The organism is Permianibacter fluminis (assembly GCF_013179735.1).
Taxonomy (GTDB): domain Bacteria; phylum Pseudomonadota; class Gammaproteobacteria; order Enterobacterales; family Permianibacteraceae; genus Permianibacter; species Permianibacter fluminis.
Genome location: NZ_JABMEG010000001.1, coordinates 2,383,713 through 2,406,640, shown reverse-complemented (window position 1 = coordinate 2,406,640; position 22,928 = coordinate 2,383,713). Strand labels below are relative to the sequence as shown.

Annotated in this window: 33 protein-coding genes and 1 tRNA gene; 26 read left to right on the top strand and 8 right to left on the bottom strand. The window is 58.5% G+C overall.

From position 1 onward, the window contains the following. Positions 1-309: 309 nt before the first annotated feature. Positions 310-798 carry a hypothetical protein gene (locus HPT27_RS10505; protein WP_172242800.1) on the top strand — a complete coding sequence of 163 codons (489 nt, stop codon included), beginning with the start codon at positions 310-312 and terminating at the stop codon, positions 796-798. Positions 799-804: 6 nt separating this feature from the next. On the opposite strand, the gene HPT27_RS10500 is transcribed toward HPT27_RS10505, so the two are convergent. Continuing rightward, positions 805-1,365 carry a hypothetical protein gene (locus HPT27_RS10500; protein WP_172242797.1) on the bottom strand — a complete coding sequence of 187 codons (561 nt, stop codon included), beginning with the start codon at positions 1,363-1,365 and terminating at the stop codon, positions 805-807. Between the two features lie 589 nt (positions 1,366-1,954). On the opposite strand from HPT27_RS10500, the gene HPT27_RS10495 reads away from it, so the two are divergent. The 24 genes from HPT27_RS10495 (at position 1,955) to HPT27_RS10380 (ending at position 14,387) form a co-directional block, all read left to right on the top strand. Beyond that, the gene (locus HPT27_RS10495; protein WP_172242794.1) at positions 1,955-2,746 is read left to right on the top strand and encodes a hypothetical protein; all 792 of its coding nucleotides are present in this window, start codon (positions 1,955-1,957) and stop codon (positions 2,744-2,746) included. A gap of 61 nt (positions 2,747-2,807) precedes the next feature. Then, complete coding sequence (locus tag HPT27_RS10490; RefSeq protein WP_172242791.1) at positions 2,808-3,215, top strand: hypothetical protein; 408 nt, start codon at positions 2,808-2,810, stop codon at positions 3,213-3,215. A gap of 49 nt (positions 3,216-3,264) precedes the next feature. Next, the gene (locus HPT27_RS10485) at positions 3,265-3,642 is read left to right on the top strand and encodes a helix-turn-helix transcriptional regulator (RefSeq protein WP_235951013.1); all 378 of its coding nucleotides are present in this window, start codon (positions 3,265-3,267) and stop codon (positions 3,640-3,642) included. Next, positions 3,639-4,091, top strand: a complete 453-nt coding sequence (locus HPT27_RS10480; protein WP_172242785.1) for a DUF6941 family protein — start codon at positions 3,639-3,641, stop codon at positions 4,089-4,091. Before HPT27_RS10485 ends, HPT27_RS10480 begins: the two co-directional genes overlap by 4 nt. A gap of 764 nt (positions 4,092-4,855) precedes the next feature. Then, the gene (locus HPT27_RS10475; protein ID WP_172242782.1) at positions 4,856-5,128 is read left to right on the top strand and encodes a hypothetical protein; all 273 of its coding nucleotides are present in this window, start codon (positions 4,856-4,858) and stop codon (positions 5,126-5,128) included. Further along, a complete protein-coding gene (locus HPT27_RS10470) occupies positions 5,115-5,603 on the top strand; it encodes a hypothetical protein (RefSeq protein WP_172242779.1) in 489 nt (162 codons plus the stop codon). The genes HPT27_RS10475 and HPT27_RS10470 overlap by 14 nt, the downstream gene beginning before the upstream one ends. 208 nt (positions 5,604-5,811) lie before the next feature. After that, entirely contained in the window at positions 5,812-5,958 is a 147-nt protein-coding gene (locus HPT27_RS10465; protein ID WP_172242776.1) for a hypothetical protein, read from the top strand. Continuing rightward, entirely contained in the window at positions 5,955-6,116 is a 162-nt protein-coding gene (locus HPT27_RS10460; protein WP_172242773.1) for a hypothetical protein, read from the top strand. The genes HPT27_RS10465 and HPT27_RS10460 overlap by 4 nt, the downstream gene beginning before the upstream one ends. A gap of 15 nt (positions 6,117-6,131) precedes the next feature. Next, on the top strand, positions 6,132-6,530 hold the full coding sequence (locus HPT27_RS10455) for a DUF6378 domain-containing protein (protein WP_211197928.1): 399 nt from the start codon (positions 6,132-6,134) through the stop codon (positions 6,528-6,530). 45 nt (positions 6,531-6,575) lie between these two features. Continuing rightward, on the top strand, positions 6,576-6,887 hold the full coding sequence (locus HPT27_RS10450) for a hypothetical protein (protein ID WP_172242770.1): 312 nt from the start codon (positions 6,576-6,578) through the stop codon (positions 6,885-6,887). After that, complete coding sequence (locus HPT27_RS10445; protein WP_172242767.1) at positions 6,884-7,153, top strand: hypothetical protein; 270 nt, start codon at positions 6,884-6,886, stop codon at positions 7,151-7,153. Before HPT27_RS10450 ends, HPT27_RS10445 begins: the two co-directional genes overlap by 4 nt. Continuing rightward, positions 7,146-7,385 carry a hypothetical protein gene (locus HPT27_RS10440; protein ID WP_172242764.1) on the top strand — a complete coding sequence of 80 codons (240 nt, stop codon included), beginning with the start codon at positions 7,146-7,148 and terminating at the stop codon, positions 7,383-7,385. Before HPT27_RS10445 ends, HPT27_RS10440 begins: the two co-directional genes overlap by 8 nt. Further along, the gene (locus HPT27_RS10435; RefSeq protein ID WP_172242761.1) at positions 7,385-7,648 is read left to right on the top strand and encodes a hypothetical protein; all 264 of its coding nucleotides are present in this window, start codon (positions 7,385-7,387) and stop codon (positions 7,646-7,648) included. Before HPT27_RS10440 ends, HPT27_RS10435 begins: the two co-directional genes overlap by 1 nt. Before the next feature lie 32 nt (positions 7,649-7,680). Then, positions 7,681-9,606 (top strand): ParB/RepB/Spo0J family partition protein, encoded by a 1,926-nt coding sequence (locus HPT27_RS10430; protein WP_172242758.1) that lies wholly within the window; start codon positions 7,681-7,683, stop codon positions 9,604-9,606. Further along, the gene (locus tag HPT27_RS10425; protein ID WP_172242755.1) at positions 9,603-10,157 is read left to right on the top strand and encodes a hypothetical protein; all 555 of its coding nucleotides are present in this window, start codon (positions 9,603-9,605) and stop codon (positions 10,155-10,157) included. The genes HPT27_RS10430 and HPT27_RS10425 overlap by 4 nt, the downstream gene beginning before the upstream one ends. Continuing rightward, positions 10,154-10,501, top strand: coding sequence for a hypothetical protein (locus tag HPT27_RS10420; protein WP_172242752.1), 348 nt, complete (start codon positions 10,154-10,156; stop codon positions 10,499-10,501). Before HPT27_RS10425 ends, HPT27_RS10420 begins: the two co-directional genes overlap by 4 nt. After that, a complete protein-coding gene (locus HPT27_RS10415) occupies positions 10,491-10,961 on the top strand; it encodes a hypothetical protein (protein ID WP_172242749.1) in 471 nt (156 codons plus the stop codon). The genes HPT27_RS10420 and HPT27_RS10415 overlap by 11 nt, the downstream gene beginning before the upstream one ends. Before the next feature lie 2 nt (positions 10,962-10,963). Continuing rightward, on the top strand, positions 10,964-11,233 hold the full coding sequence (locus HPT27_RS10410) for a hypothetical protein (RefSeq protein WP_172242746.1): 270 nt from the start codon (positions 10,964-10,966) through the stop codon (positions 11,231-11,233). 125 nt (positions 11,234-11,358) lie between these two features. Next, the gene (locus tag HPT27_RS10405) at positions 11,359-11,757 is read left to right on the top strand and encodes a hypothetical protein (protein ID WP_172242743.1); all 399 of its coding nucleotides are present in this window, start codon (positions 11,359-11,361) and stop codon (positions 11,755-11,757) included. Positions 11,758-11,788: 31 nt separating this feature from the next. Further along, positions 11,789-12,001, top strand: a complete 213-nt coding sequence (locus tag HPT27_RS10400) for a hypothetical protein (protein ID WP_172242740.1) — start codon at positions 11,789-11,791, stop codon at positions 11,999-12,001. A 57-nt stretch (positions 12,002-12,058) separates the two neighbouring features. Further along, positions 12,059-12,301: a hypothetical protein gene (locus HPT27_RS10395; protein WP_172242737.1), complete on the top strand. Its 243-nt coding sequence runs from the start codon at positions 12,059-12,061 to the stop codon at positions 12,299-12,301. A gap of 67 nt (positions 12,302-12,368) precedes the next feature. Beyond that, complete coding sequence (locus HPT27_RS10390) at positions 12,369-13,061, top strand: hypothetical protein (protein ID WP_172242734.1); 693 nt, start codon at positions 12,369-12,371, stop codon at positions 13,059-13,061. Between the two features lie 46 nt (positions 13,062-13,107). Next, positions 13,108-13,305 carry a helix-turn-helix domain-containing protein gene (locus HPT27_RS10385; protein WP_172242731.1) on the top strand — a complete coding sequence of 66 codons (198 nt, stop codon included), beginning with the start codon at positions 13,108-13,110 and terminating at the stop codon, positions 13,303-13,305. Next, on the top strand, positions 13,305-14,387 hold the full coding sequence (locus HPT27_RS10380; RefSeq protein ID WP_172242728.1) for a phage integrase Arm DNA-binding domain-containing protein: 1,083 nt from the start codon (positions 13,305-13,307) through the stop codon (positions 14,385-14,387). The genes HPT27_RS10385 and HPT27_RS10380 overlap by 1 nt, the downstream gene beginning before the upstream one ends. 88 nt (positions 14,388-14,475) lie before the next feature. Here the strand turns inward: HPT27_RS10380 and HPT27_RS10375 are convergent. From HPT27_RS10375 to HPT27_RS10345, 7 genes are all read right to left on the bottom strand, one after another. Further along, positions 14,476-14,552 (bottom strand) — tRNA-Val (locus HPT27_RS10375). A 121-nt stretch (positions 14,553-14,673) separates the two neighbouring features. After that, entirely contained in the window at positions 14,674-16,536 is a 1,863-nt protein-coding gene (gene argH / locus HPT27_RS10370; protein WP_172242725.1) for an argininosuccinate lyase, read from the bottom strand. 260 nt (positions 16,537-16,796) lie between these two features. Then, positions 16,797-18,017: an argininosuccinate synthase gene (locus tag HPT27_RS10365; protein ID WP_172245289.1), complete on the bottom strand. Its 1,221-nt coding sequence runs from the start codon at positions 18,015-18,017 to the stop codon at positions 16,797-16,799. A gap of 115 nt (positions 18,018-18,132) precedes the next feature. Next, positions 18,133-19,047: an ornithine carbamoyltransferase gene (gene argF, locus HPT27_RS10360; RefSeq protein ID WP_172242722.1), complete on the bottom strand. Its 915-nt coding sequence runs from the start codon at positions 19,045-19,047 to the stop codon at positions 18,133-18,135. Positions 19,048-19,126: 79 nt separating this feature from the next. Continuing rightward, positions 19,127-19,939, bottom strand: a complete 813-nt coding sequence (argB, locus tag HPT27_RS10355; RefSeq protein WP_211197927.1) for an acetylglutamate kinase — start codon at positions 19,937-19,939, stop codon at positions 19,127-19,129. Beyond that, a complete protein-coding gene (gene argC / locus HPT27_RS10350; RefSeq protein WP_172242719.1) occupies positions 19,936-20,994 on the bottom strand; it encodes an N-acetyl-gamma-glutamyl-phosphate reductase in 1,059 nt (352 codons plus the stop codon). Before argC ends, argB begins: the two co-directional genes overlap by 4 nt. 53 nt (positions 20,995-21,047) lie before the next feature. After that, a complete protein-coding gene (locus tag HPT27_RS10345) occupies positions 21,048-21,530 on the bottom strand; it encodes an arginine repressor (protein ID WP_172242716.1) in 483 nt (160 codons plus the stop codon). Positions 21,531-21,676: 146 nt separating this feature from the next. Between HPT27_RS10345 and argE the strand changes: the two genes are divergently transcribed. Further along, positions 21,677-22,852 (top strand): acetylornithine deacetylase, encoded by a 1,176-nt coding sequence (gene argE / locus HPT27_RS10340; RefSeq protein WP_172242713.1) that lies wholly within the window; start codon positions 21,677-21,679, stop codon positions 22,850-22,852. Positions 22,853-22,928: the final 76 nt, after the last annotated feature.

The window sequence follows — 22,928 nt, the reverse complement described above, 5'->3', positions numbered from 1 at the left end:
GTCGTCGTGCCGTCTGTTCAAAGCCGTTCGCCTTGGCAATGCGAGCCTCGCGGATCAGTGCATGGGCATGCAGAAGCTTCAATCGAGAAACCCTCATGGCAAACACCCCGCGCTGCAGCAATGGCGAAATTGGCGGGGCTCGCAACCTCGGGTAAGCTGTTGAGTGCCAACACAAGCAGCACCCAAAAGGAGCGAGACCCCATGAGAAATCAAATTGACCCCGAGCGAGACGTGAGAACACAGGTTCCGCCAGCCAGAACCCCTCCTCCGCCACAGCCGGATAAGCCCGAACCGTCCCGAGGATGAACCATGGACAAGCACAGCAACCGCACTGACCCCCGCAGCCACTATGAAGCGGTTACCGACGTGAAATACGCCAACCGCCTTATGTTGATCACCGGTCGTTTCCTCCGGCGAATGGACAAGGTGCTCACCGGCGCGCAATTGCTGCTCGGTACTGCAGCGGTCGGCGGTTTGATTGCCACCAAACCGACACTGGCTACAGTCGCAGGTGTTCTGATTGCTGTGCTTTCGCTGGTTCAAATTCTTTGGGAGCCCGCCATTAAGGCCCATATTTGCGAGCAGCAGCGCAAGCAATGGGCGGCGTTGCTTGGTGTGGCCTCTGAGCTTGAACTGAATGAATTGGACAAACGAATTGCCGCGATCCGAGCTGAGACCACCCCTGAAATCGATTTGCTGCGGGTCCCTGCCTACAATCAGGTGATGCTGGAAATCAGCCGCAGCGAATACCAGCTCCCTGAAAGCCGCTGGCAACGCTTTATGTCGGCAATAAGCTGACATTGCTCACCCCACCGACAGAATGTTGCGGCGAGCTAGCTCGGCATCGATCAGCGCCAGAGCTTGCTCTTCCGCATCACGGGATTGGAGCAGCTGGGTGCGCGTGTTCAGCAGCGCATCAGCCGAGTCATTCGACAAACCATCGCAGGCTATGCCTAGAAAGCACTGAGCCGCTTCGCCCTGCTCTTTGAGCAACGTAGACAGCGCCTCCAGCGGTTGAACCGGACGCGCCCTGCTCTTGAACTTGCTTGGGGCAATCAGCTGGCAAATGGCAGTCGCCACGTCGCTGCGCCACGGATCATCCAGCGCGGCGATAAAGCTCGGCACCAGCACCGCCGGAATGCGCAAATCGCCGCCGAGGTTCAGCATGCGGCCCAGCTTCTTGGCGTTCGACCGCATATCCGTAAAGGCATCACCACCGCTTGCCAGCTTGCTGGTCTGCTGAAGCTCCGGCAGCGTGCTGGTGTAGTGTTCAGCAACCCGAGCCGCGTACAGCTCGAACGAAAGGCCGGTCTGGCGGAGATTCTGGTGAACCGCCTCCGTCACCAGCCCATCCACGGAAATCACGACTTGTGGCTCATGCCGCATCATTGTCCTTGCCCCTCTCCTGCTACTGTTCCGCGATCTGAACTACGGATCGGCAAACGTGAAACCCAAACTGGCGTCAGCACCGCACGCGCATTCCCTGAATCTGCATTGGCATAGCGCCAATCAGTGCAGCCGATGGTTGCGGCTGGCAAGCTCGGCATCGAGCAACGCGATGGTGCGGTCAATGCTCTCGAAAGAGCCGACCCACTCGACGCGAAAGTTGATCGTCGGTTTTGCTGTGACTGGCGGTGCTGACTGGCGGTGCTGACTGGCGGCGTCTTTTGATTGGCCTGAGCATTCGCATGTCAGGCTGCTCTTGGCTTTTGATAAGTCAGCAAGTCAAGAACCGCCAAGCGGCCGTCAGAAGCTATGCTCAGCTGTTCAGCCAAGCTCAGTCGCGGCCTCCGGTGGCCACCAGCCAGCTGGGCAAAGTAAGCTCGGGTAGTTCCGGCCAAGAGCGCGACGCGCTCTGCCTCTTCCCAGCCGAATTTGTCAACAAACTCACGGGCGTTCACGGGGCCACCTTTGCCTCATTGATTAGCGTATTGCTAATTATGGTAACGCAACGGTGATTAGCGTCAAGGCAATTTTGCATAACGCTAACGCGCGGCACTATGAAGGCATGGATTCGAAGACCATCCGGCTGGCCAACCTAAGGCTGCTGATCTCGCGGGCTGTGACCCAGGCGGCTTTGGCCCGTCAATGTGGGACCGACCCGTCACTGATCAGCCAAATCACCATGAAAAAGGCTAGGCGCGCGGTCGGTGACGAGCTTGCACGCACCCTGGAACGTGGCACGGGCATGCCCCACGGCTGGCTGGACGTTGCTCATCCAGACGAGTGGCGGGACGCTGGAATAGATCTTCCCGATAGCGCCATCGTTCGTTTACATCGCGCAGAAGGCCGAAGTTTGGGAGCCTCTGACCGTCAAGCAGCCTACCGTCTCGATGCCCCGGACATCCTCCAACGCCTACCGATTATCGGTTGGGACCAGGTTACCAAGTGGCTGGAGTCGCCCTTTCAGACCGAGTATTCGGTGCCGATCTGGCGCCGGCCGGGCGCTCCGGCAAGGCAGCCCTACTCTGATTCAGCCTTCGCCTTGATGGTCGAAAATGACCGTTGGGCACCGGAAATTCCTGAAGGCACCGCACTACTGATAGACCCACAAGCCAAGACTGGCCACAAGGGCTGGGTGTTGGTGCGGCTGCCTGGCCAAGCCGAGCCGACCCTGCTGCAGGCCGTGCCGAGCATCGATCCGGATAGGCCGCACCTCAAAAGCGTGCTGGGCAGCAATGCTCCAGCGGAACCGTGGCCAAGTGGTGCCGAAATGATCGGCCGAGTCGCCCATGCTCTATTGTGAGAGGTGAACAATGTCACAAGCCGTAAATTCGATGTTGTATTAATATATCTAGTTAGATATTGTGCTCACCCTATCGAGACACCCCAATGCTACAGCCGATCTGCGGGAGATCCGCCTGACAGATCCGATATCTGCCGCGCAGATTCTGGCGTTGCTGAAGCAGCTGGAAGCGGACGCGGGGCTACTTGATAAGTTGACATGGCAAGACTTTGAGAACGACCTTTTTGAGGTGCAGCCGTTTGTTTCGTTGCGGAAAGAAGGCTATGACATCTGGCGCCTTAAGGTTTTCGAAGATAAAGATAAGGCGATGCCGTATCGGATAATTCATGCATATCAAGACAAGTGTGGCGTTACAGGAAATCCGATCATCCACGTCCTCGCAATAGTACACAGGAAATTCAACTATGACCGCTCTCACCCTATCACGCAGCGTGTCGTCAACGACTATAGGCAGCTCGTCGGAAAATAGGACGTTCCGGAGCGACGTTACTCGAACAGACCTCAGCAATAAGGTAGTGATGGTTGAGGTTCATCCAAAGAAATCGCCGGCAATCAACGGCGAGTCATCGCTGGATGACCTGATTGCAGAATTCTCGCAAGACCCCGCCTTCGCAAAAGCATTTAAAGATGCGAATGCAGATATCGCCGAACGCTACTATTCGGACGAAGGACTTACAGTTCGCACTCTTCGGCTTAAAGCAGGACTAACACAGGGCCAACTTGCAAAGGCAATTGAATCTGCACAAGCCCATGTATCAAGAATCGAGGCCGGCTCTCAGGATGTTTATACGGATACAGTCGACAAATTGGCGGCTGCATTAAAGGCGACAGCGGCAGACGTTTTGGATGCCATCAGAAACACTCGTCAGCTTGCAGCACGGAAAAGCCCGCAATGACAGACAGACACTTAAGCGTCATTTTTTGTGATGACGTGCGCCAAGAGGTTAATGGCAAGCTGACGTTAGTTGGTTGCTATGGCGCTGAAATGCTCGTAACGGAGTTTCCATTGATACTGCCGAAACTGTGCGTCACCATGAGTGCAGAGACAACCGTCGCCGCTCCATTTAAAAGCATAGCGTTTGCTGTTGTTGATGAGCATGAATTTGAATACGCTCGAGCGGAAATCTCAGAGTCTGATTTGGCAAAATTCACCTTGAACATCCCAAACGGTGACGATGTAAACAAGGCGAAGTATGCAATCAATTCAATCATTCAGCTGCCAATGTTTTCTGTCGATAAGCCAACAAAGCTAAGAACTGTCGCATATACGGAAGGCGAGCCATTACGCGGCAGACCGCTCAAGATCCGAATGGCAACACAAGAAGAACTTCAAAGACTTATATAAACGCCCTTCGGGGCGTTTTTTCTGCCCGCATGTTTTTCTGTCATCTGCCCTGCCCTTCCCTTTCCCGCCGCTTCCCCCTCGATATCAAACGACCCCACGCGGGGTCTCGCGGTACCGCACACTTTCACACGCTCCCGCGAGGGGTCACAAGCTTGCGCACGCTTGTGCATCGCAGCGCAACTCCGTGCTGCACTGCGCAACATTGCGTTGTGTGCTGCAACACCACGGTGTGAATGTCTGACATCTCGACATCAATGTCGGGAATTCAGACATTAACGTCAAAACGTCAGATATCAACAATCAAAACCTATGGACTTGATGATCAGCAGCGTGATGTTTGCATCGAGAGGTGTTTCGTCTTTCGCGAACGTTATTGGTGCAGCGAGCGTTTCCGGCAATTAGTGACTACCACCGGTATTTCCCGGGAAAACCAGCATTAACCCTTGCCAGCTACTAGATGTAATACAACGTATTACATTCACTCACCGCTGACTTATTTATCAGGTTGGTATCGTGCGCATGCTGAAATAATAGTTAGAACCGCAGGAATTATGTGCGCAACAAAACCGCAACTATTTTGCGAGTGACGTCTTTACATGAGGGAGGAGAACGGCTTAGGCTTTGGCGTTCGCACCCTTTGAATAAAAAGTGCGCAGTGTTGTGAGGGTGCCAATGCAGGCGGTCCAGTTTGCCGACCAAGCCGCCTGCACTGGCAAGAATCACGACAGCATTCTGTGATTAGTCGAGCACCATGGAGGGCCGACGTGCGTGATTCTAAACAAAAATACTTTGCCGCGCGCTACATTTGTTGCGATTTGGAACTGGATATACAAGAGCTTGGCTTGCAAGCGGGGCAGCGGTTAATTATCGACACTCAGCAGAACATTTCGGGGAGTGAAATGGCTGCGTGGAAGCTGGTTGGGAGTGATGTAATCAGTTTTAGGCCGGCGGATGCGGGCAAAGCTGAAGGCTGGGTCCTTTTGGGGGGCCTGGTTTTCGGACCTAGCGAGGGAGTAGGTCACGATGAACGTCATTAAGTGCTCTAAATGTGGTGCGCTGTCGCCAGCCGAAGACAGGAAGTGTGCGACTTGCGGAAGCGCATGCGAACCCCTGCAGATAGAAGCCATTCCTCTGTCCCCCGATCCAGGCGCTAGCACGTCCAATCAGGAGCGGAAGCCTTTGGGGTGGGGTGGCGGGCTTATCGTTCTGATAGTAACGCTCAGCTTCATGCAGTGCACCGGGATGTTCAAGGCTCGATCTACAGATGTGGTATTCAATAGCCCGCTGGATGGCTCAGTCCTCCAGGTTGAGAAGTTCCTTGAGCGGACATTAAAGGACCCCTCCTCGTTCGAGGCAATCTCATGGGGGGCCGTCGAGAAAAACCAAAACGGCACGTTTCGCGTCCGCTGCCAGTACCGCGCCAAGAACTCATTCGGAGGCTTCGTAATCGAAACCAAGGTGTTTGTGCTCGACTCGACCGGGCAGGTCATCAACGTGCTTACTGCCCCCTAAACCTTACATGCTGCATGGCAGCAGTCAATTATTAGCATTTTGCTATTGCCTAAACGATTAGCGTTAAGCTAATCTTTCTCCCGTCGCCAGCCAGCAGGCCCTGCCGGCAGCCACGGGAGAAGTCAATGCCCCCCCTTCGCCTTACCTTTCATAGCCCCCGCGCTATCGCTGCCTGCTGCAGCACATCCCCGCTCAAGGCCTGCCCGCAATGAACGCCTACCGGGTCAAGGCCACCTTCCGGGACGGCACCCAGCGCAAATGGGTCGCCATTGCTCCGTCCAGCACCTGCGCCGCCATCGCCGCATTGAAGTCCGTGCGTGGCATGGCGTCCGTGTTTGTGGAGCCAAAGCGATGACCCGCCTGCTTTCCCGGATCAAGCACTGGCGCATCAGCCGCAGCGCCCGCGCCGCTTGCCGTCGTGCCGACTTTGTCATCCGTGCCGTGCACGACGGCATGCCCGTTTCAACCGCCGTTGAACGCAGCAAAAGCCTGCTGTTTTCCACCCTCGACTGAACCAGGAGCACACCCATGAAAGCACCGCAATTTCTCGCCGCCGGTATTGAGCACATGCAGAACCGCGCCACGCGTTACGACAAACCGGAAGGCGAGCGCAGCATGGCCAAGACCGCGCAAATGTTCACCATTCTGCACGGTGAAGAAATCGCGCGCACTGGCACCGTCACCGAAGTGCAGGGCTGGGACCTGATGGAGCTCCTGAAAATGGTTCGCTCTAGCCAGGGCGAGTTTCACGCCGACAACTACGAAGATCGCGCCGCCTATGCAGGCCTCGCCGGCGAAGCGGCTTTCAAAGCGCACACCGCCACGCAAGCCAAAGTGGTGGCGATAACCAGCGCCATGAAAAAAGCCGCGGCGCCCGCCAGCAAGCCGAGCAAAGCAAAAACGGCACCACGCCGTCGGTCGCGCTAACGCGCCATCACAGCACGCAGACAGACGGCGATGAGCGGGGTCCGCATGGCACAGCTAAACGAAGCACAACGCAGTGAACGGAGTGCGCGCATTCGGCGCGGGCGCCGCATGGCAAGCCAACCGTGGCAGGTAACCGATCTGGCGATGAGCCCGGGCGAAAGTCCGGTCATCGTCGGAGACGGGCTGCCGCCAATGCCCCAACGCTTCACCCCGGCCAAACAAAAGGCCTACGACGACCGGCTGGTCATCATCACGCGTCTGCGTGCCGCTGGCAGCAAAAACGCCGTGGCAATCGCTGCCGAATACAACGTGCCGGCGGAATTCATTCGCTGGATCGACGGACGCAGCCGCGCATGAAACCGGCCTCGGTACTGCCGCCAACAGCGGACCTGCCAGACGACCGCATCACATGCGGTACCTGTCAGCGCCGCAACGGCGACGGCAGCTGCCGCGTGCGTGGTTACGCGCCCGTCATGCGCCTGATGCGTTGCGAAACCTACCTGCCAAACATCGACCAGCGCGACCGGCGTCCCGGCAACGTGCGTTGGCCCCATCTGGTAGGCCCGAGCGTGGAAGCGAAAACCACCGTTCAGCCTCAGCAAAAGGGAAAGAAACATGGATGAAGTGATCGCGGTATGCGCCATTGCCTTTGCAGCAATCCTGTTCTTCATGCTGGTGATCACCGGCATCTGCAAATGGCTCACCAAAGAGATTGATCGCGAGTTCGACCCCAACGCGCCGCACAACTTTGGCCGGCGCCATGGTGACCACGCTCGCCGGCATCTGCACGAGCAAGCGCACGAACGCACCCGCGAACAGCAGGTTCGCGACCAATTCAACATGGAGTGCGACTGATGCCGCTCATCCGCGATCCGCGTCAACAACCCCGCCACGGCGACAGGCTCATTCGGCACGGCAAATGCCGGCTGGTTGTCCGCATCGAAACCGGCTTCAACGGCGGTATCACCGCAGTGCATTGGGTAAACGGCAGCCAGTACCGCGACGTCTACCACGTGCCAAAGCACGCCATCGACGGCGCCTACAACGTCAGCATCGCCGCCTGGCGCAGCTGGGCCAATGACGGCGCAAAAATCATCAGCGAAGTGTCGGCCGCCTGAGCGCCGCACCTCCAACCCCAAAGGACAACACCATGACCAACGAAACCATTCAGATCCCGCTCAATCGCCTCCGCCTGTCGGACCGCAACGTGCGCAAAGTCAAAGCCGAAGGCGACTATCGCAAGCAGCTGAAAGCCAGCGTGCTCGCGCAGGGCATTCTGAATAACCTGATCGTCGCACCCTGCGCGCAAGACCCGGAATACTTCGAGGTCGGTGGCGGCGGCAACCGATTTGATGTGCTGCAGGAACTGGTCGCCGAAGGCGCAATTACATCGGATTACCCGGTGCCGTGCATCGTCAAGCCAGGCGAGCAGCTGGTCGAGCTGTCATTGAGCGAGAGCATTCACGCCCAGCTGCACCCGGCCGATGAGTTCACGGCCTACAAGGCGCTCGCTGATCAAAACATGTCGCCAAGCGAAATCGCGCGTCGACTGGGCAAGTCTGAAAAGTCCGTCAAAAAGCTGCTCAAACTGGCCTCGGTCGCGCCGGAAATCATCGAGCATTTCCGCGCCGGCAAAATCGACCTCGATTGCGTCATGGCCTACACCGTCAGCGATGACCATGAGCGCCAGCTGGCCTGCTACAAGAAGATGGGCAAAGGTCATTCCTGGCCGCAAGGCATTCGCAACTTCCTGCTGCAAGGTGCCGTTGAAGCAAACGACGGCATTGCCAAATTTGTTGGCCTCAAAGCCTACAAAGCCGCCGGCGGCGCCGTCACCAGCGATCTATTTTCCACCGAGCAGTACCTGGTGGATGCGGCCCTGCTCAACAAGCTTGCAATCGAGTCACTGGAAAAAGCGGCCGCCACCCTGTCCGGCGAAGGCTGGAAGTGGACCGAGGTATCGCTGAAATACGAACCCTGCGGCCGCCACAACAAGTTTCTGGCGCTGCAAGCCGAATTCGGTGCCATCCCGGAAGAGCTGACCGCCGCCATCGCCGCGAAAGAAGCTCGGCAGGCGGAGCTGGAAGAAAGGGACTATGACGAGCTCACCGCGGCAGAACAGGATGAGATTGATCAGCTCTTCGAGCAAATCGACGACCTGAACGACCAGAAAGAAAATTACCGCGCCTTTACCGCCGAGCAAAAAGCCTGCTCTGGTTGTATCGTCACGTTCAGCGACAAAGGCTCGCTCTGGATCGTCCGTGGGCTGGTCAAAAGTGAAGACCGCAAGCTGGCTGCGGCGATCGGCAAGGCTACCCCCGGTACTGATGCCGGCAGTGCCGGCGATGCCGATGCTGACGACGGCGACCAAGACAACGACCAGGAGCACGGCCTGCCGCCACGCACGCCGGAACCGGACACCGGCATGTCCGCCGCGTTCCGGAGCGACCTCGATACCTATTACGCTCAGGCGTTTCAGGCAGAGCTGATAAACCACAGCGACATCGCTTTTGATCTGCTGGCCTTCACGCTGTGCTGCGCCGTTCTGGCAGATGAAGACGCAGAGACCGGCGACGGTGGCCTGGCATTGATGCCACGCCCGAAAGAGTTCAATGCGGTAGGCATCGACGAAACACCGGCCGCCAAACTCATCGCCGAAAAAAGAGCAGAGCTGCCGGTGCTCTGGCTTGAACGCAACAACGAGGCGGAGCGGTTCCGCGCGTTTTGCGAGATCCCGTATAGCACCAGACGCAGCATGCTCACCTTTTGCGTGGCCCGACTCGCACGCGCCTCACTGCGTGAAGATGATCACGACAACCCGCTCGCCTACCTCGCTCGCCTCACCGGGCTGAACATCGCGCGCTACTGGCAGCCCACAACCGAAAACTACTTCAGCCGCGTCAAGAAAGACGAGCTGCTGGACATCGGTGAAAAAGCCGGCATCGAAGGCTTCCGCGCGAAATACAGCACCGCGAAAAAGAACGACCTCGCAGCGCTGATGCCAACGCTGCCGGAGCTTCAGGGCTGGGTTCCGGCATACCTGCGGGCGCCGGTGGCAGAGGAGTCTCGGTCGTGAGCGCCAATGCCGAGCAAAAGGTTGTGATGATCGACGACCCGGAATCAGCAACCTATCGAACCGACATAAAGGGGTGGGTGTCGCGCGATGGCAGGTTCTTTGGTGATGGTCCGCTGAACGAGCGAACCGCGCGCTGGTCAGGCTGTACTCACACCCCCTGCAGCCAATGCGGTAACCCGACCGAAAAGCACTACACGAAGTGCGAGGGATGCCGAGCTCTCGCAGAAGAAGAGCGATACAACGCTATGCCGCGCGCCGAATGGGATGGTCAGGCCATGTTGTATTCGGTTGCAAGGGACTGCTACTTCCACGATCTGGACCAGGCCGAAGACGAACTTGAGGAAGGCGAGAAGCTGACCGACCTGATGTTGGTTATATGCATACCCAATCACGTGCGGGAGTTAGAGCCTGACTATTGCTGTGACGAATGCGACGAGGATGGTGATCTGCCAGATGAGGTTATCACCGCCATGGAAGCGTTCAACAAGGCTGTGGCAGGCATAGTCCTGTCGTGGTCGCCCGGCAAATTTGCACTCGGAGATAAGCCGTGAGCTCAGAACCGACAAGCGAAATGGTCGCCGCAGCGCGACGGATCTGCATTGCCTGCGATTTCTGTGACAACGACATCTTTCTGAGCAAGTCAGAGGTGACGGAGATCTACTCGGCAATGGTCGACGCCGCACCGAAGCGGTCGGCTTGCCACTGGCGCCATGACAGCGACGACCTTGAAGGGGATTCCTGGTACACGGACTGCGGCGACCGCTATGTATTCATCGAAGGCGGGCCAAAGGAAAACAACTGCAATTTTTGCCACAAATGCGGCAAGCCGGTGGCTCTAACCGCAGAGCGCGAAGAAAAGGCCACACAAGCGGCAGGAGAGAGTCATGAGTCCTAACCGGTTCGGTCTTGACGCTGACTACTTCCAGAAAAATCTGGAACTACTGGCGCGTGATGCTGCGAACTATAGCGCCGAAGACATGACGCGCGCCCTCGACCGACTGCATCAGGTCGCGCTGTATCAATCCGTTGGACTGCCTACACCGCCGCCAGACAGCGAGCCCATCCTTGATAGCAGCGAACCGATGTGGGATTGGTTCGGCCTCAGCTATTCCGCCTACTTGGTGCTGCCGCGAGTACTGCTGTGCGGCATGCCAATCGCGTGGCAGCGCACGTTTGTTGCGCTGCTCGAACAGGCTACCGAAACCTACGACAGCGACAAGATCAACGACAACTACACCGTGCTGCTTCGCGATGAAAACAACCGGTTCGTTAAAGATCCGTACCGCCATTACCGGCACTTCCCGCGCAGCGAGTTGCCGTTTAGGGAAAAGCCCGCAGGCGCGGACGGAGAGTAATTATGTTCAAGCGCGAAATTCGTTACTACTGCCTCAAAATCAAAGACATCGACGCCTGCCTGACAGATGCAGAGAAGCTTGTACTCCATCGCATCGGCAGCAAGATCGCCACGTATCGGCAACAAGCTGGCAAGCCGCCATTTAACGCTGCCGTGGTGGAGCAGGACTGGCCGGAGTTTGAAATGCTGTGGCAATCCATTGAGGCTCGCGTAACGGCCGATCAGGAAAAGCCCGCCCAGCCGGAGAAGTCGAATCGTGATCCAAGTCGGTGACGTGTTCCGAAAAGCGGGGCCGTGCGATTGGGCACGGATCGTGCGCGTGCAGCTGCCAGATCATGCCGGCTATGACGGAGGTTTACCGGGCTGCAGCATCAAAGTGACAGGCATAAGCGGTCGATATGAGCGCCGAACTTGGTTCTTCCCGGCAGCCGACGAGGCGGATTTTCGCGCCAAGATGGCGAGCCAGTGCCGGTATCAGGATAAGCCCGCAACAACCGGAGAGTGATATGCAAACTGCAACAACAAACCAAGTCAGACAAATCCTGATGAACGAGCTCGGCCTGACGAGGGACGAGATCAGAAAACAGATGATGGTGATCGTCGGCGAGACTGTCGATAAAGCAGTCGCCAAGATGGTCAACGACAAAACGATAGAGACAATTGTCCGCGCTGAGGTTTCTCGATTGGCCGGTTCGTCCGGATATGGGCGGTCCAGAATCGCCGAGATATGTGAGAGCGTGGCAAAAGACCAGATTGCCGAGTTAATCAGGAAGCGGCTGCGTTTTACCGCTGAATAGAAAAGCCCGCACCAACCGGAGAGAGTGAATCGTGACCGACCAACAACAACGCTTGCCGTTCAGCGAATGGATGGCCGCTGCCATAGCCGAAGCGCGCCGCGAAACCAACGACGAGCCGGATGCTGACATGACGTGGCTGCTGGGCGACGAGCGCACCATGCGCGAAGAATACGACGCCGACGAGGCGTGGTCGCAGCATCCGGAGGATTACGTGGCTGAACAGCTTGATGCGGCACGCGGCTGATTGTGCGCCGCACCAGATAGCGTTTAATCGGTGATCTGTTAAATCGATTTGGAGAGAGTGATGGAAGAAGATATTGCGCAAAAAATTGAAAAGGCGCTTGGCCTGTTCTTGCGGCTAGATAATTTTGGCAAAGCGCTAACGGCGCGTCAAATCGGGTTGACGCCGCCGGCTGATGAAGCAGGGATTCGCGGCGCGTTTCTCAGCTTTACCGTAAACAACGGTGAGGGTGCGCTCGACATCGTGATCGATGACATGGAGTTCGAGCTTTCGCCGAGCGACATGGAGGCCAGCGCCTCCTAAACATTTGCAGACAACAGCAGGAAGATGTAACCGCTGCAACAGCAGCACCAACCTCAAGGAGCATGACATGAAACGATATTTGCACGCCTCGCTGGTGATCGTCTTAGCCGGCATCATCAGCAGCATCGTCATCGGCTGCGGTAGTAGCAATGCCAGCGGTGGCAGCGGTCCCTCGCAATCCGACTTCAACGCGCTCAAAGCCACCGTGACGGCGCTGCAGCAAACCGTCACCGGCTTGCAGACTGAAGTCGCGGCGCTGGGCAGCTCGGTGAGCCGGGTCAGCACTGGCGGCGCTGGCAAAAACAAACTGGCCGAGGGCGATGCCTGCACCTACGTTGGCTGGCTGCCGGCGGATAAACCCATCTATCAGGCCAACAGTCTGCAATGCCGATCGGCAACCGGGTATCTCTTCGCCCTACCCGCTCCCGATGGCGGCTTCCCGCTGCGCTCCACGGTTTACTACACCAGCGCGGATTGCTCCGGCACCCCGTATGTCGCCACCCAAGATCTGAGTGCCTACGGGCGGCTGCAGGGCGCCGTGTTCAGCTATGGCAACAACCAGGCGCAAACCAACGTTGGTTACGTCGTGCCCAACAGCACGCTGATCAGCGGCACCACCAACAGCAACCACCGCAACGGCGCGTGCCAGACCGAGACAATCGAGTTTGTGTTCGAAGCCCTGGCTGAGGTGTTGCCAAACGACCCCGTCGTCACCGACGTCAGCAACGAGGCCTACCCCGGCCCGGTTGTGATGCAGTAAGTGCAAGGGCGGCTGGCAACGGCCGCCCTTTTCAGGAGCAAATTCGATGAAGCTGATCACTATCGACGCCTATTGCAAAAAGGCCTTTGCCGAAGGTTCGCAGCCGCACCAATCAACAGTTCGCCGCTGGATTGCATCTGGCCAGTTGCGCGGGCGTGTAATCGGCGGCACTTATTACGTTGCCGAAAGTGAGCTATATAGCACCGGCAATGATCTGGCTGACTCGATTCTCAAGGTATCGTGATGGCGCCACGTCCACGTAAGCGCGGCAACCGCGACATGCCGCCCGGGCTGTACGCAACCAGCAGCGGTTTCGAATACCGGCACCCGGTGACGAAGAAGCGCCATGGCATGGGCACTGATCGTGCGAAGGCGATTGCTGCTGCAAACATCCTCAACCATCGACTGAAGCCGAGCGGCGACCTTGTCAGTCGAGTGGTCGGCGCCGAGTCTGTTGCCACCGTGGTTGAGCGTTACCGCGCGGAATACCTGACCGACAAACGACAAGCCGAGCGCACCGCCAAAGAACGGGAATACCGGCTGAACCGGATCATTGCCGACTTGGGCGAGCTCGCTCTTGAGTCGCTGACAGTGCGCCGGCTGGCGGACTTCCTGCAGCCGTTGGCGCGTGAGGCTTACATCAAGCATCGGCAGGAGCTGGTCGAAATTTTCCGATTCGCCTGTGCCGCTGGCATTGCCGATCGCAACCTAGCCGAACTGACCCTGCCAAAGGGCTCGAAGGCCAAAACCCGCAAGCGCTGGACCCAAGAGCAATACGACGCGACACTTGCCGTGGCAGAACCATGGCTCCGGAACGCGATGGCACTGGCAGTGATCACCCTGCAGCGCCGAGAAGACCTGTGCGCCATGCGCCACAGCCACATCGAGGCCGGCCGGCTGTTGGTTCGGCAATCCAAAGCCGAGAACTACGAGACCCCGGTGAATCTGGCGATCAGCATCTGGCCAGAGCTTCAAGCCTGCATCGATGTGTCGAAGCAGCTGACCCCGTTTTGCCCCTTCCTCATTGGCCGCAAGCCGACCCGGGACCGGCGCGGCAAGAACGAAGCAAAGACTCACCCGTTCCAAGTGTTGCCGGACTACCTGAGCAAGGCGCTGGCGGCGGCTCGGGATGACTGCGGACTGTTCGATGACGTGCCGGCCGCAGAACGGCCCACCCTTCACGAGCTGCGCGCGTTCGGCGCCTGGCTATACCGGGAAGCAGGGAAACCTGAAGAGTGGGTACAGGCGCTGCTGGGGCACGCCTCCGAGAAAATGACCAAGCACTACCTGTCCGGCCATGCCGAAGAATGGGTAGAAATCGCCTGATCGTTTCCGATGTATTTCCGATGGGTTTCCGATGGCTATTTTTTAGCCAACAAAAAAGCGGCCTAAGCCGCTGATTTGTTTACTGAATTGGTAGGCGCAATTGGACTCGAACCAACGACCCCCACCATGTCAAGGTGGTGCTCTAACCAGCTGAGCTATGCGCCTGTCGTTGAGGGCGCGTATATTGCCATCGGCTTTTTGCCACGGCAAGGGGCTGTGCGATTTCTGAGGCAAGATTTCTCACATTTCGCATCAGCCCTGTTTACGCTTTGACCAAATCGGCCGTTTACGCCGCCTGCTCCGGGTACCAAATCATTGCCGTTTCGTCACAGGCATGCAGCTTGGGACAGAACTGACAATCCTTCAGCACTTTGTCCGGCAGGTTGTCGCGCTGGTCGACAACAAAACCAAGCTTGGCGAAGAACTTCGGCACCCGGGTCAATGACAGCACCTTGCGCAGACCGAGCTGGCGCGCGCGTTCGCACAGGTAGTCGACCATCGCCTTGCCCTGGCCGAGTCCCTGAAACTGCGGCCAGACACCCAGACTGCGGATCTCGGCGATCTCTTCGTTGTAAATGAACAACGCGGCGCAACCCACCACGATGCCGTCTTTCTTGGCGACAATGAAATCCTGCACGTGCGAGACAATGTCCGCCCGCGACCGCGGCAGGTTCTCGCCTTCCTTCGCCCAGTGATTGATCAGCGCGACGATAGCCGGCACATCGTGCACGGTGGCATCACTGACAATCAGCTCATCGGTATCCGGCTGGCCATTGACCTTCTTCTTGGCGGCGACAATCGCGTCCTGTACCCGATGCCGGGCAACCGCCCCGAACACATCGCGCTGCTCCAGGCAGCTGTCCAACGACAGCGCCTGATACACATCGGCGCCAATCAGCGGATGAAACACTTGCAGCTCATCCAGTGTCAGCGCTTCCAGCGGTTTGCCTTGCGCACTGGCATGCAACACGGCGCGGCCGGCGATGTGGTGTGCTTCCCGGAACGGCACATTTTTGCGCGCCAGATAATCTGCCAGCTCGGTGGCATTGGAGTAGCCGCGCTGCGCCGCCAATTTGGCGGCGTCGGCATTCACCGTGAGACCGAGCAGGACTTTCTCGGTCACTTTCAGACAAACGCTGACGGTATCGACAGCATTGAACAAGGCTTCCTTGTCTTCCTGCATGTCTTTGTTGTACGCCAGCGGCAACGCTTTCATCGTGGTCAGCATGCCGATCAGCGCGCCGTACACGCGACCGCATTTGCCACGAATGAGCTCCAGCGCATCCGGGTTCTTTTTCTGCGGCATCAAGGACGAGCCGGTGCTGACGTCATCACCGAGCGTGACAAAGCCGGCTTCGCCGCTGCTGTAGAAAATCAGATCTTCGGCAAAGCGCGACAGGTGCGTCATGACCAGCGCCAGCGATGACAGCAGCTCGATCACGTAATCGCGATCCGAAACAGCATCGAGCGAATTGCGGGTCGGACCGGCAAAGCCGAGGCTGCGCGCCAGCTGGTGCCGGTTGATCGGATAAGCGGTGCCGGCCAGCGCACCCGAGCCAAGCGGGCACTGGTCCATGTGTTCGATGACGTCTTCCAGGCGTTCGACATCACGATCGAACATTTCGACATAGGCCATGCACCAGTGAGCGAACCGCACCGGTTGCGCCCGCTGCAGATGGGTGTAGCCGGGGAAAATGGTATCGACATGCTGCTCGGCGAGCGCAATCAGACCACGCTGAGCGATACGCAGTTCGGACAGCAGCAACACGACCGCGTTCTCGACCCAGAGCCGCAGATCGGTGGCGACCTGATCGTTGCGTGAACGACCGGTGTGCAGTTTCTTGCCGAGATCGCCAATGCGCTTGACCAGCTCCGACTCAACCCAGGAGTGAATGTCCTCGGCGCCCGAGCCGAGCATCTCGGCGGGATTGTCGTGCACGACGCGCAGCAGCTGGCGCAGTGCGCCGTGCAGGCGCGACAGCTCTTCCTGGCTCAGCACACCGGCGTTTTTCAGCGCCGTTGCCCATGCCATCGAAGCCTGAATATCCTGCTCAGCAAGGCGGTAGTCGAACGGCAGGGAATCATTGAATTGCCGAAACAAGGTGTCATCCGACACTTGCTCAAACCGACCGCCCCACAGTGTGGCCATAGTGTTTGCTGCTCCGCTCATCGTCGTTCCTGAAAAGAACACTGCATGGTCAAAGGGCCAGCAATGGCTGGCCCGGTGCTTTTACTGCTCAATCATTTGCTCACGTAGGGCGGATCAAACAGCGAAGCTGTGGATCCGCCGACGTTGCATGCACATATCACTACATTTGCATCAAGCTCGGCGGGTCCGCTGAACTTGACCCGCCCTACTCGTCCACCATTCATGCTTCGACAAACTCAGCATGAACGGCAAAAACATGCTCAATCGGTTTTACCCGCCGCCTTCAAGGCCCGAATCCGCGACGGCAAACTGAACAAGCGGATAAAGCCTTCGGCGTGCGCCTGGTTGTACACCTCGTCCTTGCCAAAGGTGGCAAACGCTTCGGAGTACAGCGAGTTCAGCGACTTGCGCTGGGTTACGGTGGCATGACCCTTGAACAATTCGACGACGACGGTACCGGTCAATTGTGTCGCCAGCGAGTCAATAGCGGCGAACAGTGCCCGGGTTGCCGGGACAAACCATTTACCGTCATAAACCTTCTCGGCCAGATCGAGCGCCAACTGCTGGCGCAGCTTCAGTGAGTCACGGTCATACACCAGCTGCTCCAAACCGCGCACCGCGTTCATCATGATGGTGCCGCCCGGGGTTTCGTAGCAGCCGCGCGACTTCATGCCGACCAGGCGGTTCTCGATCAGATCAACCCGGCCAATGCCGTGCGCGGCCCCCACTTCGTTGAGAACCTTCACCACCTGATACGGCGACAACACCTCGCCATTGATCTTGCGGATCTCGCCCTGCTCGATGTCGAGCGTGACGTAAGCCGGCGCATTCGGGGTATCGGCCAGTGGCTTGGTCCACTGCCAGATATTCTCACCCGGCGCGTTCCACGAGCTTTCCAGCTCGCCGCCTTCGGTCGACAGGTGAAACGCGTTCTCGTCGCGGCTGTAGATTTTGGTGACGCTGGCGGTAGTCGGAATCTTGCGCTCGGCCAGGTAGTTCAGCAGATCTTCCCGCGAGCGCATATTCCAGATCCGCCACGGCGCAATGACCGGCAGTTCCGGCGCCAGCGCGGCAAACGTGCTTTCGAAGCGGACCTGATCGTTGCCCTTGCCGGTGCAGCCATGCGATAACGCATCGGCGCCAACCTGCTTGGCAACCTCGACCTGCGCCCGCGCCAGAATCGGCCGCGCCATCGACGTGCCAAGCAAGTAAACGCCTTCGTAAACGCAGCCGGCCTTGACCAGCGGGAAAATGGCCTCGCGAGCAAACTGCTCTTTCAGGTCGACCACATGGCAGCTCGACGCACCACTCTTGATGGCTTTTTCCTGCACGCCTTTCAGTTCGGCCGGATCCTGACCGATATCACCAACGCAGCAGACCACTTCGCAGTCATAGTTTTCTTTCAGCCACGGCACAATCGCCGAGGTGTCGAGACCGCCTGAATACGCCAGTACGACTTTCTTGAAATTTGTGTTCTTCATCACTCATCCCACCTTGCTTGCATTGATGTAGGGTGGTTCAAGCGGCAACGCCGTGGAACCGCCGTAATTCCTTTGGCGGCTCCGCTGCGCTTGAGCCGCCCTACCCGCTTTACACTTATGCCTTGTTGAACAACTTCAGCAGCAGCGCGTTTTGCGCGTGCAAGCGGTTTTCTGCCTGAGGCAGCGCCAGACAGAGCTTGCTGTCCATTACGGCGCCACTGATCTCCAGATCGCGATGCGCCGGCTGGCAGTGCATGGCGTACTGCGCGCCGGTTTGCACCAGCAGCGTCTCGTTCAACTGGAACGGCGCGAACTGCGGTTGCAACTCGGCCAGCGTGCCGGCGCAGCCCATTGACAGCCAGGTGTCGGTGTACAACACGTCTTGTTGGCCCATTTCACTGATTTTGCTAATCAGCTTGATGCTGCCGCCATGTGCTGCCGCCAGAACCTGCGCCTGCTCAACCCATTGCGCTTTCGGGCCGCGGCCCGCTGGCGTTGCCACTGTGACTTGCGCACCGAGCATCGCCCCCAACAGCAGCAGCGAATGACTGACGTTGTTGCCATCGCCGACATAACCGAGCCTGATGCCCTTGATCTGGCCAAACGCTTCCTTGATGGTGACGAAATCTGCCAGCGCCTGACACGGATGCAGCTGTTCACACAGCGCATTGACGACGGGTACCGAGGCAAATTGCGCCAGATCGGTCAGCGTGCTGTGCTGATACACCCGCGCGACGATGCCCTGCACCCAGACCGACAGATTTTTCGCGTAATCCTTGGTCGCTTCGCGGACACCAATCCGTTCATCTTTGTGATCGATATACAGCGAGTGGCCACCGAGCCGGGTGATGCCAACCTCAAAACTGACCCGCGTGCGCAGGCTCGGTTTTTCAAACAGCAAGGCAAAGCTGTGGCCTTTCAATGCGGTGGCGAAAGCTTCCGGTTGCTGTTTTGTCCGAATTGCCAGATCGATCAGACTCTCGGTTTCGGCTGGGCTGAATTCCAGACCGGTCAAATAATGCATTGCCATCTTGCGTCTCCCGTTGCTGCCTGCCCGAACCCTTGTCATGGCAGGCTTTTCACTCAGCGAGGTCGCGGCGAGAAGATTTTCAGCGCCGGACCGTCGTGCCAAACGATGCCTGTGAGCGCAATCGTCGGAGTTCGCCGGGTTGCAGGAAGCTGGCAATGGTGACGGGCCTGAGTAGCGCCGCAGCGGCATCCAGTGCGGCGCGCACTTTCGCAATCATGCCGCCGGAAATGGTGCCGTCCTGAATCAGCTGCTGGATTTCTGCGCCATTGAGCGACGGCGCATAGCTGCCATTGGCAAGCCGCACGCCGGCGACATCGGACAGCAACAACAATTGCTCGGCATCGAGTGCCGAGGCAACACAAACCGCGGCATCGTCAGCGTTGATATTGCGCAGCTGGCCTTCGCCATCGACTGCGATGCTGGACACGATCACCAGCGCGCCGGCCTTCAGCAGACTCTTGAGCACAGTGGCCTGGCCCGGTTTCACCACGCCGACCGCGCCCAGTTCCACATCGGCGTGAGGCAGACACACTGCGGTATCGCCATCGGCCAACGAAAGACCGACCGCGTTCAGGCCACCCTGTTTTGCCGCAGCGACGAGCAGCTTGTTGACCTGACCGGCCAGCACCGCCGAAATGATCGGCATCTGTTCTGCCGGCGACACCCGCAAGCCATCTTTCTTGACAATCGGCAGCTGCCACTGCTGCAGGTGCTGATCAACCTGTTTACCGCCGCCATGCACCAGCACCACCGGTTGCTGGCTGTGCAGCTCGGCGACCGCTTGCATCAGCGCAGCAATCACGCCCGCGTCTTCGACAGCGGCGCCGCTCAGCTTAATTACAACCGGTTTGTTCACGACCGGATTGGCGTTGACGATGTTCAATGCGCTCACGCGACCACTCCTGACGCTGGCAAAACGGTCGGCAACAACCCCATCGTCATCGGCAAACCAAAGCGCAGATTGAAGCACTGCACCGATTGGCTGGCGGCGCCTTTCAGCAAGTTGTCGAGCGCACTGAAAATGCTGACTTGGCTACGTGCCGCGTCAAAGCTCCAACCGATATCGCAGAACGGCGTTTGCTCGACCTGTTGCACGGCCGGATACACGCCCGCACCAAGCAAGCGCACCAGCGGTTGGCCACCGTAAGCCTTGTTGAAGGCACCTTCGATATCGGCAGCAGTTACACCCTGTTTGGTAAAGGTGTAGATGCTGGCGAGGATGCCGCGCTTGAAGTTACCGAGGTGAGGCGTGAACACCACCGGCACGCCGAGATTCTTTTCGATCTCGGGCTGATGCCGGTGGTTGTGCACGCCGTACGGTGCTAGCGACACCTCACAGAAACTTGAGTTGAGCGCGGCTTTGCGGCCCGCGCCGCTGACGCCGGAAACGGCGCTGATGACCGGCGCAACATCACTGCGCAGCAAACCGGCTTGCACCAATGGCGCCAGCGCCAGCGTCGACGCCGTGACATAACATCCGGCGCAGCCAATCACCTGCGCGTTGTCGAGGCCGGCGGCGTCAAGCTCGGGCAGACCATAAACGGCCTGCGCCAGCAGCTGTGGATTCGGGTGGGCGAATTTGTAGGTCCGCGGGTAAACGGCAGCGTCGGCAAAGCGGAAGCCGGCCGACAGATCGATGACCACTTTGGCTTTTTGCAGCAGGGCCGGCGCCAACTCGGCACTCAGTTCATGAGGCGTGCACAGGAACACGGCATCCAAATCGGCGGCCAGTGCGTCGACAGAAAACGGTGCAACGGTTTGCGCTACCAGTGCGCGCGCTTTCGGCGCAAAGGTATGAAAAGGGACAACGCCCTGCTTTTCACCGGAACCAGTCTCGCTGCCGGAATGAAATAATTGCAGCGAGGCAATCTGCGGATGGGCCGCGAGAAGTTGCGTGAGTTCGGCGCCAACATAACCGCTGGCGCCCAGTACTGCGACCTTGAACATTACCGCTCCCATATTGCGCGGGAGCTGTAACGAACCTGTTTAAAAGGTCTCGATCAGCGCCGCACACCTGCCAGTTCTTGCAATTCTTCAATCAAATCGGCGGCGTCCGCATCAGAGCGGGTAGCGATGAACAAGGTGTCATCGCCAGCGAGAGTGCCCACCACCCGGGAGAGACTGCTGCGATCCAGTTCGTAACCGATCATCTGGGCTCGACCGGGGCGCGTTTTCAGCACCACCAAATTCGAGGCCTGCTCGATCGACACGAGCAGCGTCTCCAGTGCACGCTTCAGCTCGTTCGTCGTCGGAGCCGGCGTGAGATCGGTGTTGGGCAGGGCGTAACCATTGGGGCCTTTGTAAACCTTCAATTCAGCCAGATCGCGCGACAGCGTGGTCTGGGTGGTTTCCACTCCGCGCTCGGCGAGCAGCTCAACCAGTTGCTCCTGACTGTGCACTTCTTGTGTTGCAATCAGGTCACAGATCAGCTGCTGGCGGCCTTGCTTGCCAACCGGCACGGGTTCCCTGTTTCGAACGTTCATGACGTCTCCACGGCGCATAGAATAACGGCTATCGCATTAGTATGCAACAGCTTGCATATGTTTGCATTGTATATGCAAAATGACCGGGGCATTATGCATGGGCCGCCCTGCCCTCTCAACGCGTCTCTGTCACGTAAAGCTCTGAAATGACCACTATTTTTCCTGAAGTACCGAGCAAACCACTGCCCACCATCGAACAAATGCTGACCGAACTGGTCGCGGTAAATAGCATCAGTTCGACGGAATCCAGCCTGGATCGCAGCAACGCCGGCGTCATTGACCTGCTGGCTGGCTGGCTGCGCGCCGCCGGCGCCGAGGTGACCGTGCATGAGGTCATCAGCACGCCGCGCAAACTCAATCTGATTGCCAGGATTGGTCAGGGCGACGGCGGTTTGGTCTTTTCCGGCCACACCGATACCGTCCCTTATGACGGCCAGCGCTGGGCGACGGATCCCTTTGTGCTGACCGAGCAGAGCGGTCGCCTGCATGGGCTCGGCGCAACAGACATGAAGGGCTTTATCGCGGTCGCCGTGACCGTGCTGGCGCGGCACCGCCATCATCCGTTGAAGAAACCGCTCTGGCTGGTCGCCACCTGTGACGAAGAAAGCACCATGTCCGGCGCCCGCTGGCTGCAAGAAACCGGATTACTGAAGGCCGACTACGTCGTCATCGGCGAACCGACCGACTTGGTGCCGGTGCGCGCCCACAAAGGGCATCTTGCCCACCGACTCTGTGCCCACGGCCATTCCGGCCACTCCTCCGATCCGGCCGCTGGCCGCAATGCCATCGACGGCGTCCATGCCGCGATGAGTGAGCTGATGGCCTGGCGGAAGCAGCTGCAGCAAGACCATCGCGATGACAGTTTTGCCGTGCCCTACCCGACCCTGAATTTCGGCCGCATTGCCGGCGGTGACGCGGTCAACCGCATCTGCCCGGATGCCGAACTGGATTTTGATCTGCGGCCCCTGCCGGATATGGCACTGCCTGCGCTCTACACCGCGCTGCACCAGCAGATCCGCAGTGCCCAGGAGCACAGTGCCGCCACGCTGGAATTGCAAGAACTCTGGCCCGGCACGCCGGCGTTTTCGACACCGGCCTCGGCAACGCTGGTCAGCACGGCGCAAGAATTGACCGGCAGCGCCGCGGTCTGCGTCAACTACGGCACCGAAGCCCCGTATTTCCGCGCCTTAGGAGCGGAAGTTATCGTGTTAGGACCAGGCCGAATTGACCGCGCCCATCAACCGAACGAGTATGTCACCCGGGACGAGTTGGCCCGGTGTGAAGTGCTGCTGAACGAAATGGTCCAGCGGCTGTGTCTTTAATCCAGCACGCATAAGCGTCGCGCACACCGTCAGCGCCAACATCGACCTGCTCCCGCACCACTAGCGACGCCAGGTC

Coding starts and splice junctions, on each gene's coding strand:
- HPT27_RS10505 (WP_172242800.1), top strand. CDS start 310: ATGGACAAGCACAGCAACCGCACTGACCCCCGCAGCCACTATGAAGCG.
- HPT27_RS10485 (WP_235951013.1), top strand. CDS start 3,265: ATGGTTGAGGTTCATCCAAAGAAATCGCCGGCAATCAACGGCGAGTCA.
- HPT27_RS10480 (WP_172242785.1), top strand. CDS start 3,639: ATGACAGACAGACACTTAAGCGTCATTTTTTGTGATGACGTGCGCCAA.
- HPT27_RS10470 (WP_172242779.1), top strand. CDS start 5,115: ATGAACGTCATTAAGTGCTCTAAATGTGGTGCGCTGTCGCCAGCCGAA.
- HPT27_RS10465 (WP_172242776.1), top strand. CDS start 5,812: ATGAACGCCTACCGGGTCAAGGCCACCTTCCGGGACGGCACCCAGCGC.
- HPT27_RS10460 (WP_172242773.1), top strand. CDS start 5,955: ATGACCCGCCTGCTTTCCCGGATCAAGCACTGGCGCATCAGCCGCAGC.
- HPT27_RS10455 (WP_211197928.1), top strand. CDS start 6,132: ATGAAAGCACCGCAATTTCTCGCCGCCGGTATTGAGCACATGCAGAAC.
- HPT27_RS10450 (WP_172242770.1), top strand. CDS start 6,576: ATGGCACAGCTAAACGAAGCACAACGCAGTGAACGGAGTGCGCGCATT.
- HPT27_RS10445 (WP_172242767.1), top strand. CDS start 6,884: ATGAAACCGGCCTCGGTACTGCCGCCAACAGCGGACCTGCCAGACGAC.
- HPT27_RS10440 (WP_172242764.1), top strand. CDS start 7,146: ATGGATGAAGTGATCGCGGTATGCGCCATTGCCTTTGCAGCAATCCTG.
- HPT27_RS10435 (WP_172242761.1), top strand. CDS start 7,385: ATGCCGCTCATCCGCGATCCGCGTCAACAACCCCGCCACGGCGACAGG.
- HPT27_RS10430 (WP_172242758.1), top strand. CDS start 7,681: ATGACCAACGAAACCATTCAGATCCCGCTCAATCGCCTCCGCCTGTCG.
- HPT27_RS10415 (WP_172242749.1), top strand. CDS start 10,491: ATGAGTCCTAACCGGTTCGGTCTTGACGCTGACTACTTCCAGAAAAAT.
- HPT27_RS10410 (WP_172242746.1), top strand. CDS start 10,964: ATGTTCAAGCGCGAAATTCGTTACTACTGCCTCAAAATCAAAGACATC.
- HPT27_RS10405 (WP_172242743.1), top strand. CDS start 11,359: ATGAGCGCCGAACTTGGTTCTTCCCGGCAGCCGACGAGGCGGATTTTC.
- HPT27_RS10390 (WP_172242734.1), top strand. CDS start 12,369: ATGAAACGATATTTGCACGCCTCGCTGGTGATCGTCTTAGCCGGCATC.
- HPT27_RS10385 (WP_172242731.1), top strand. CDS start 13,108: ATGAAGCTGATCACTATCGACGCCTATTGCAAAAAGGCCTTTGCCGAA.
- HPT27_RS10380 (WP_172242728.1), top strand. CDS start 13,305: ATGGCGCCACGTCCACGTAAGCGCGGCAACCGCGACATGCCGCCCGGG.
- argH (WP_172242725.1), bottom strand. CDS start 16,536: ATGGCCACACTGTGGGGCGGTCGGTTTGAGCAAGTGTCGGATGACACC.
- HPT27_RS10365 (WP_172245289.1), bottom strand. CDS start 18,017: ATGAAGAACACAAATTTCAAGAAAGTCGTACTGGCGTATTCAGGCGGT.
- argF (WP_172242722.1), bottom strand. CDS start 19,047: ATGGCAATGCATTATTTGACCGGTCTGGAATTCAGCCCAGCCGAAACC.
- argC (WP_172242719.1), bottom strand. CDS start 20,994: ATGTTCAAGGTCGCAGTACTGGGCGCCAGCGGTTATGTTGGCGCCGAA.
- HPT27_RS10345 (WP_172242716.1), bottom strand. CDS start 21,530: ATGAACGTTCGAAACAGGGAACCCGTGCCGGTTGGCAAGCAAGGCCGC.
- argE (WP_172242713.1), top strand. CDS start 21,677: ATGACCACTATTTTTCCTGAAGTACCGAGCAAACCACTGCCCACCATC.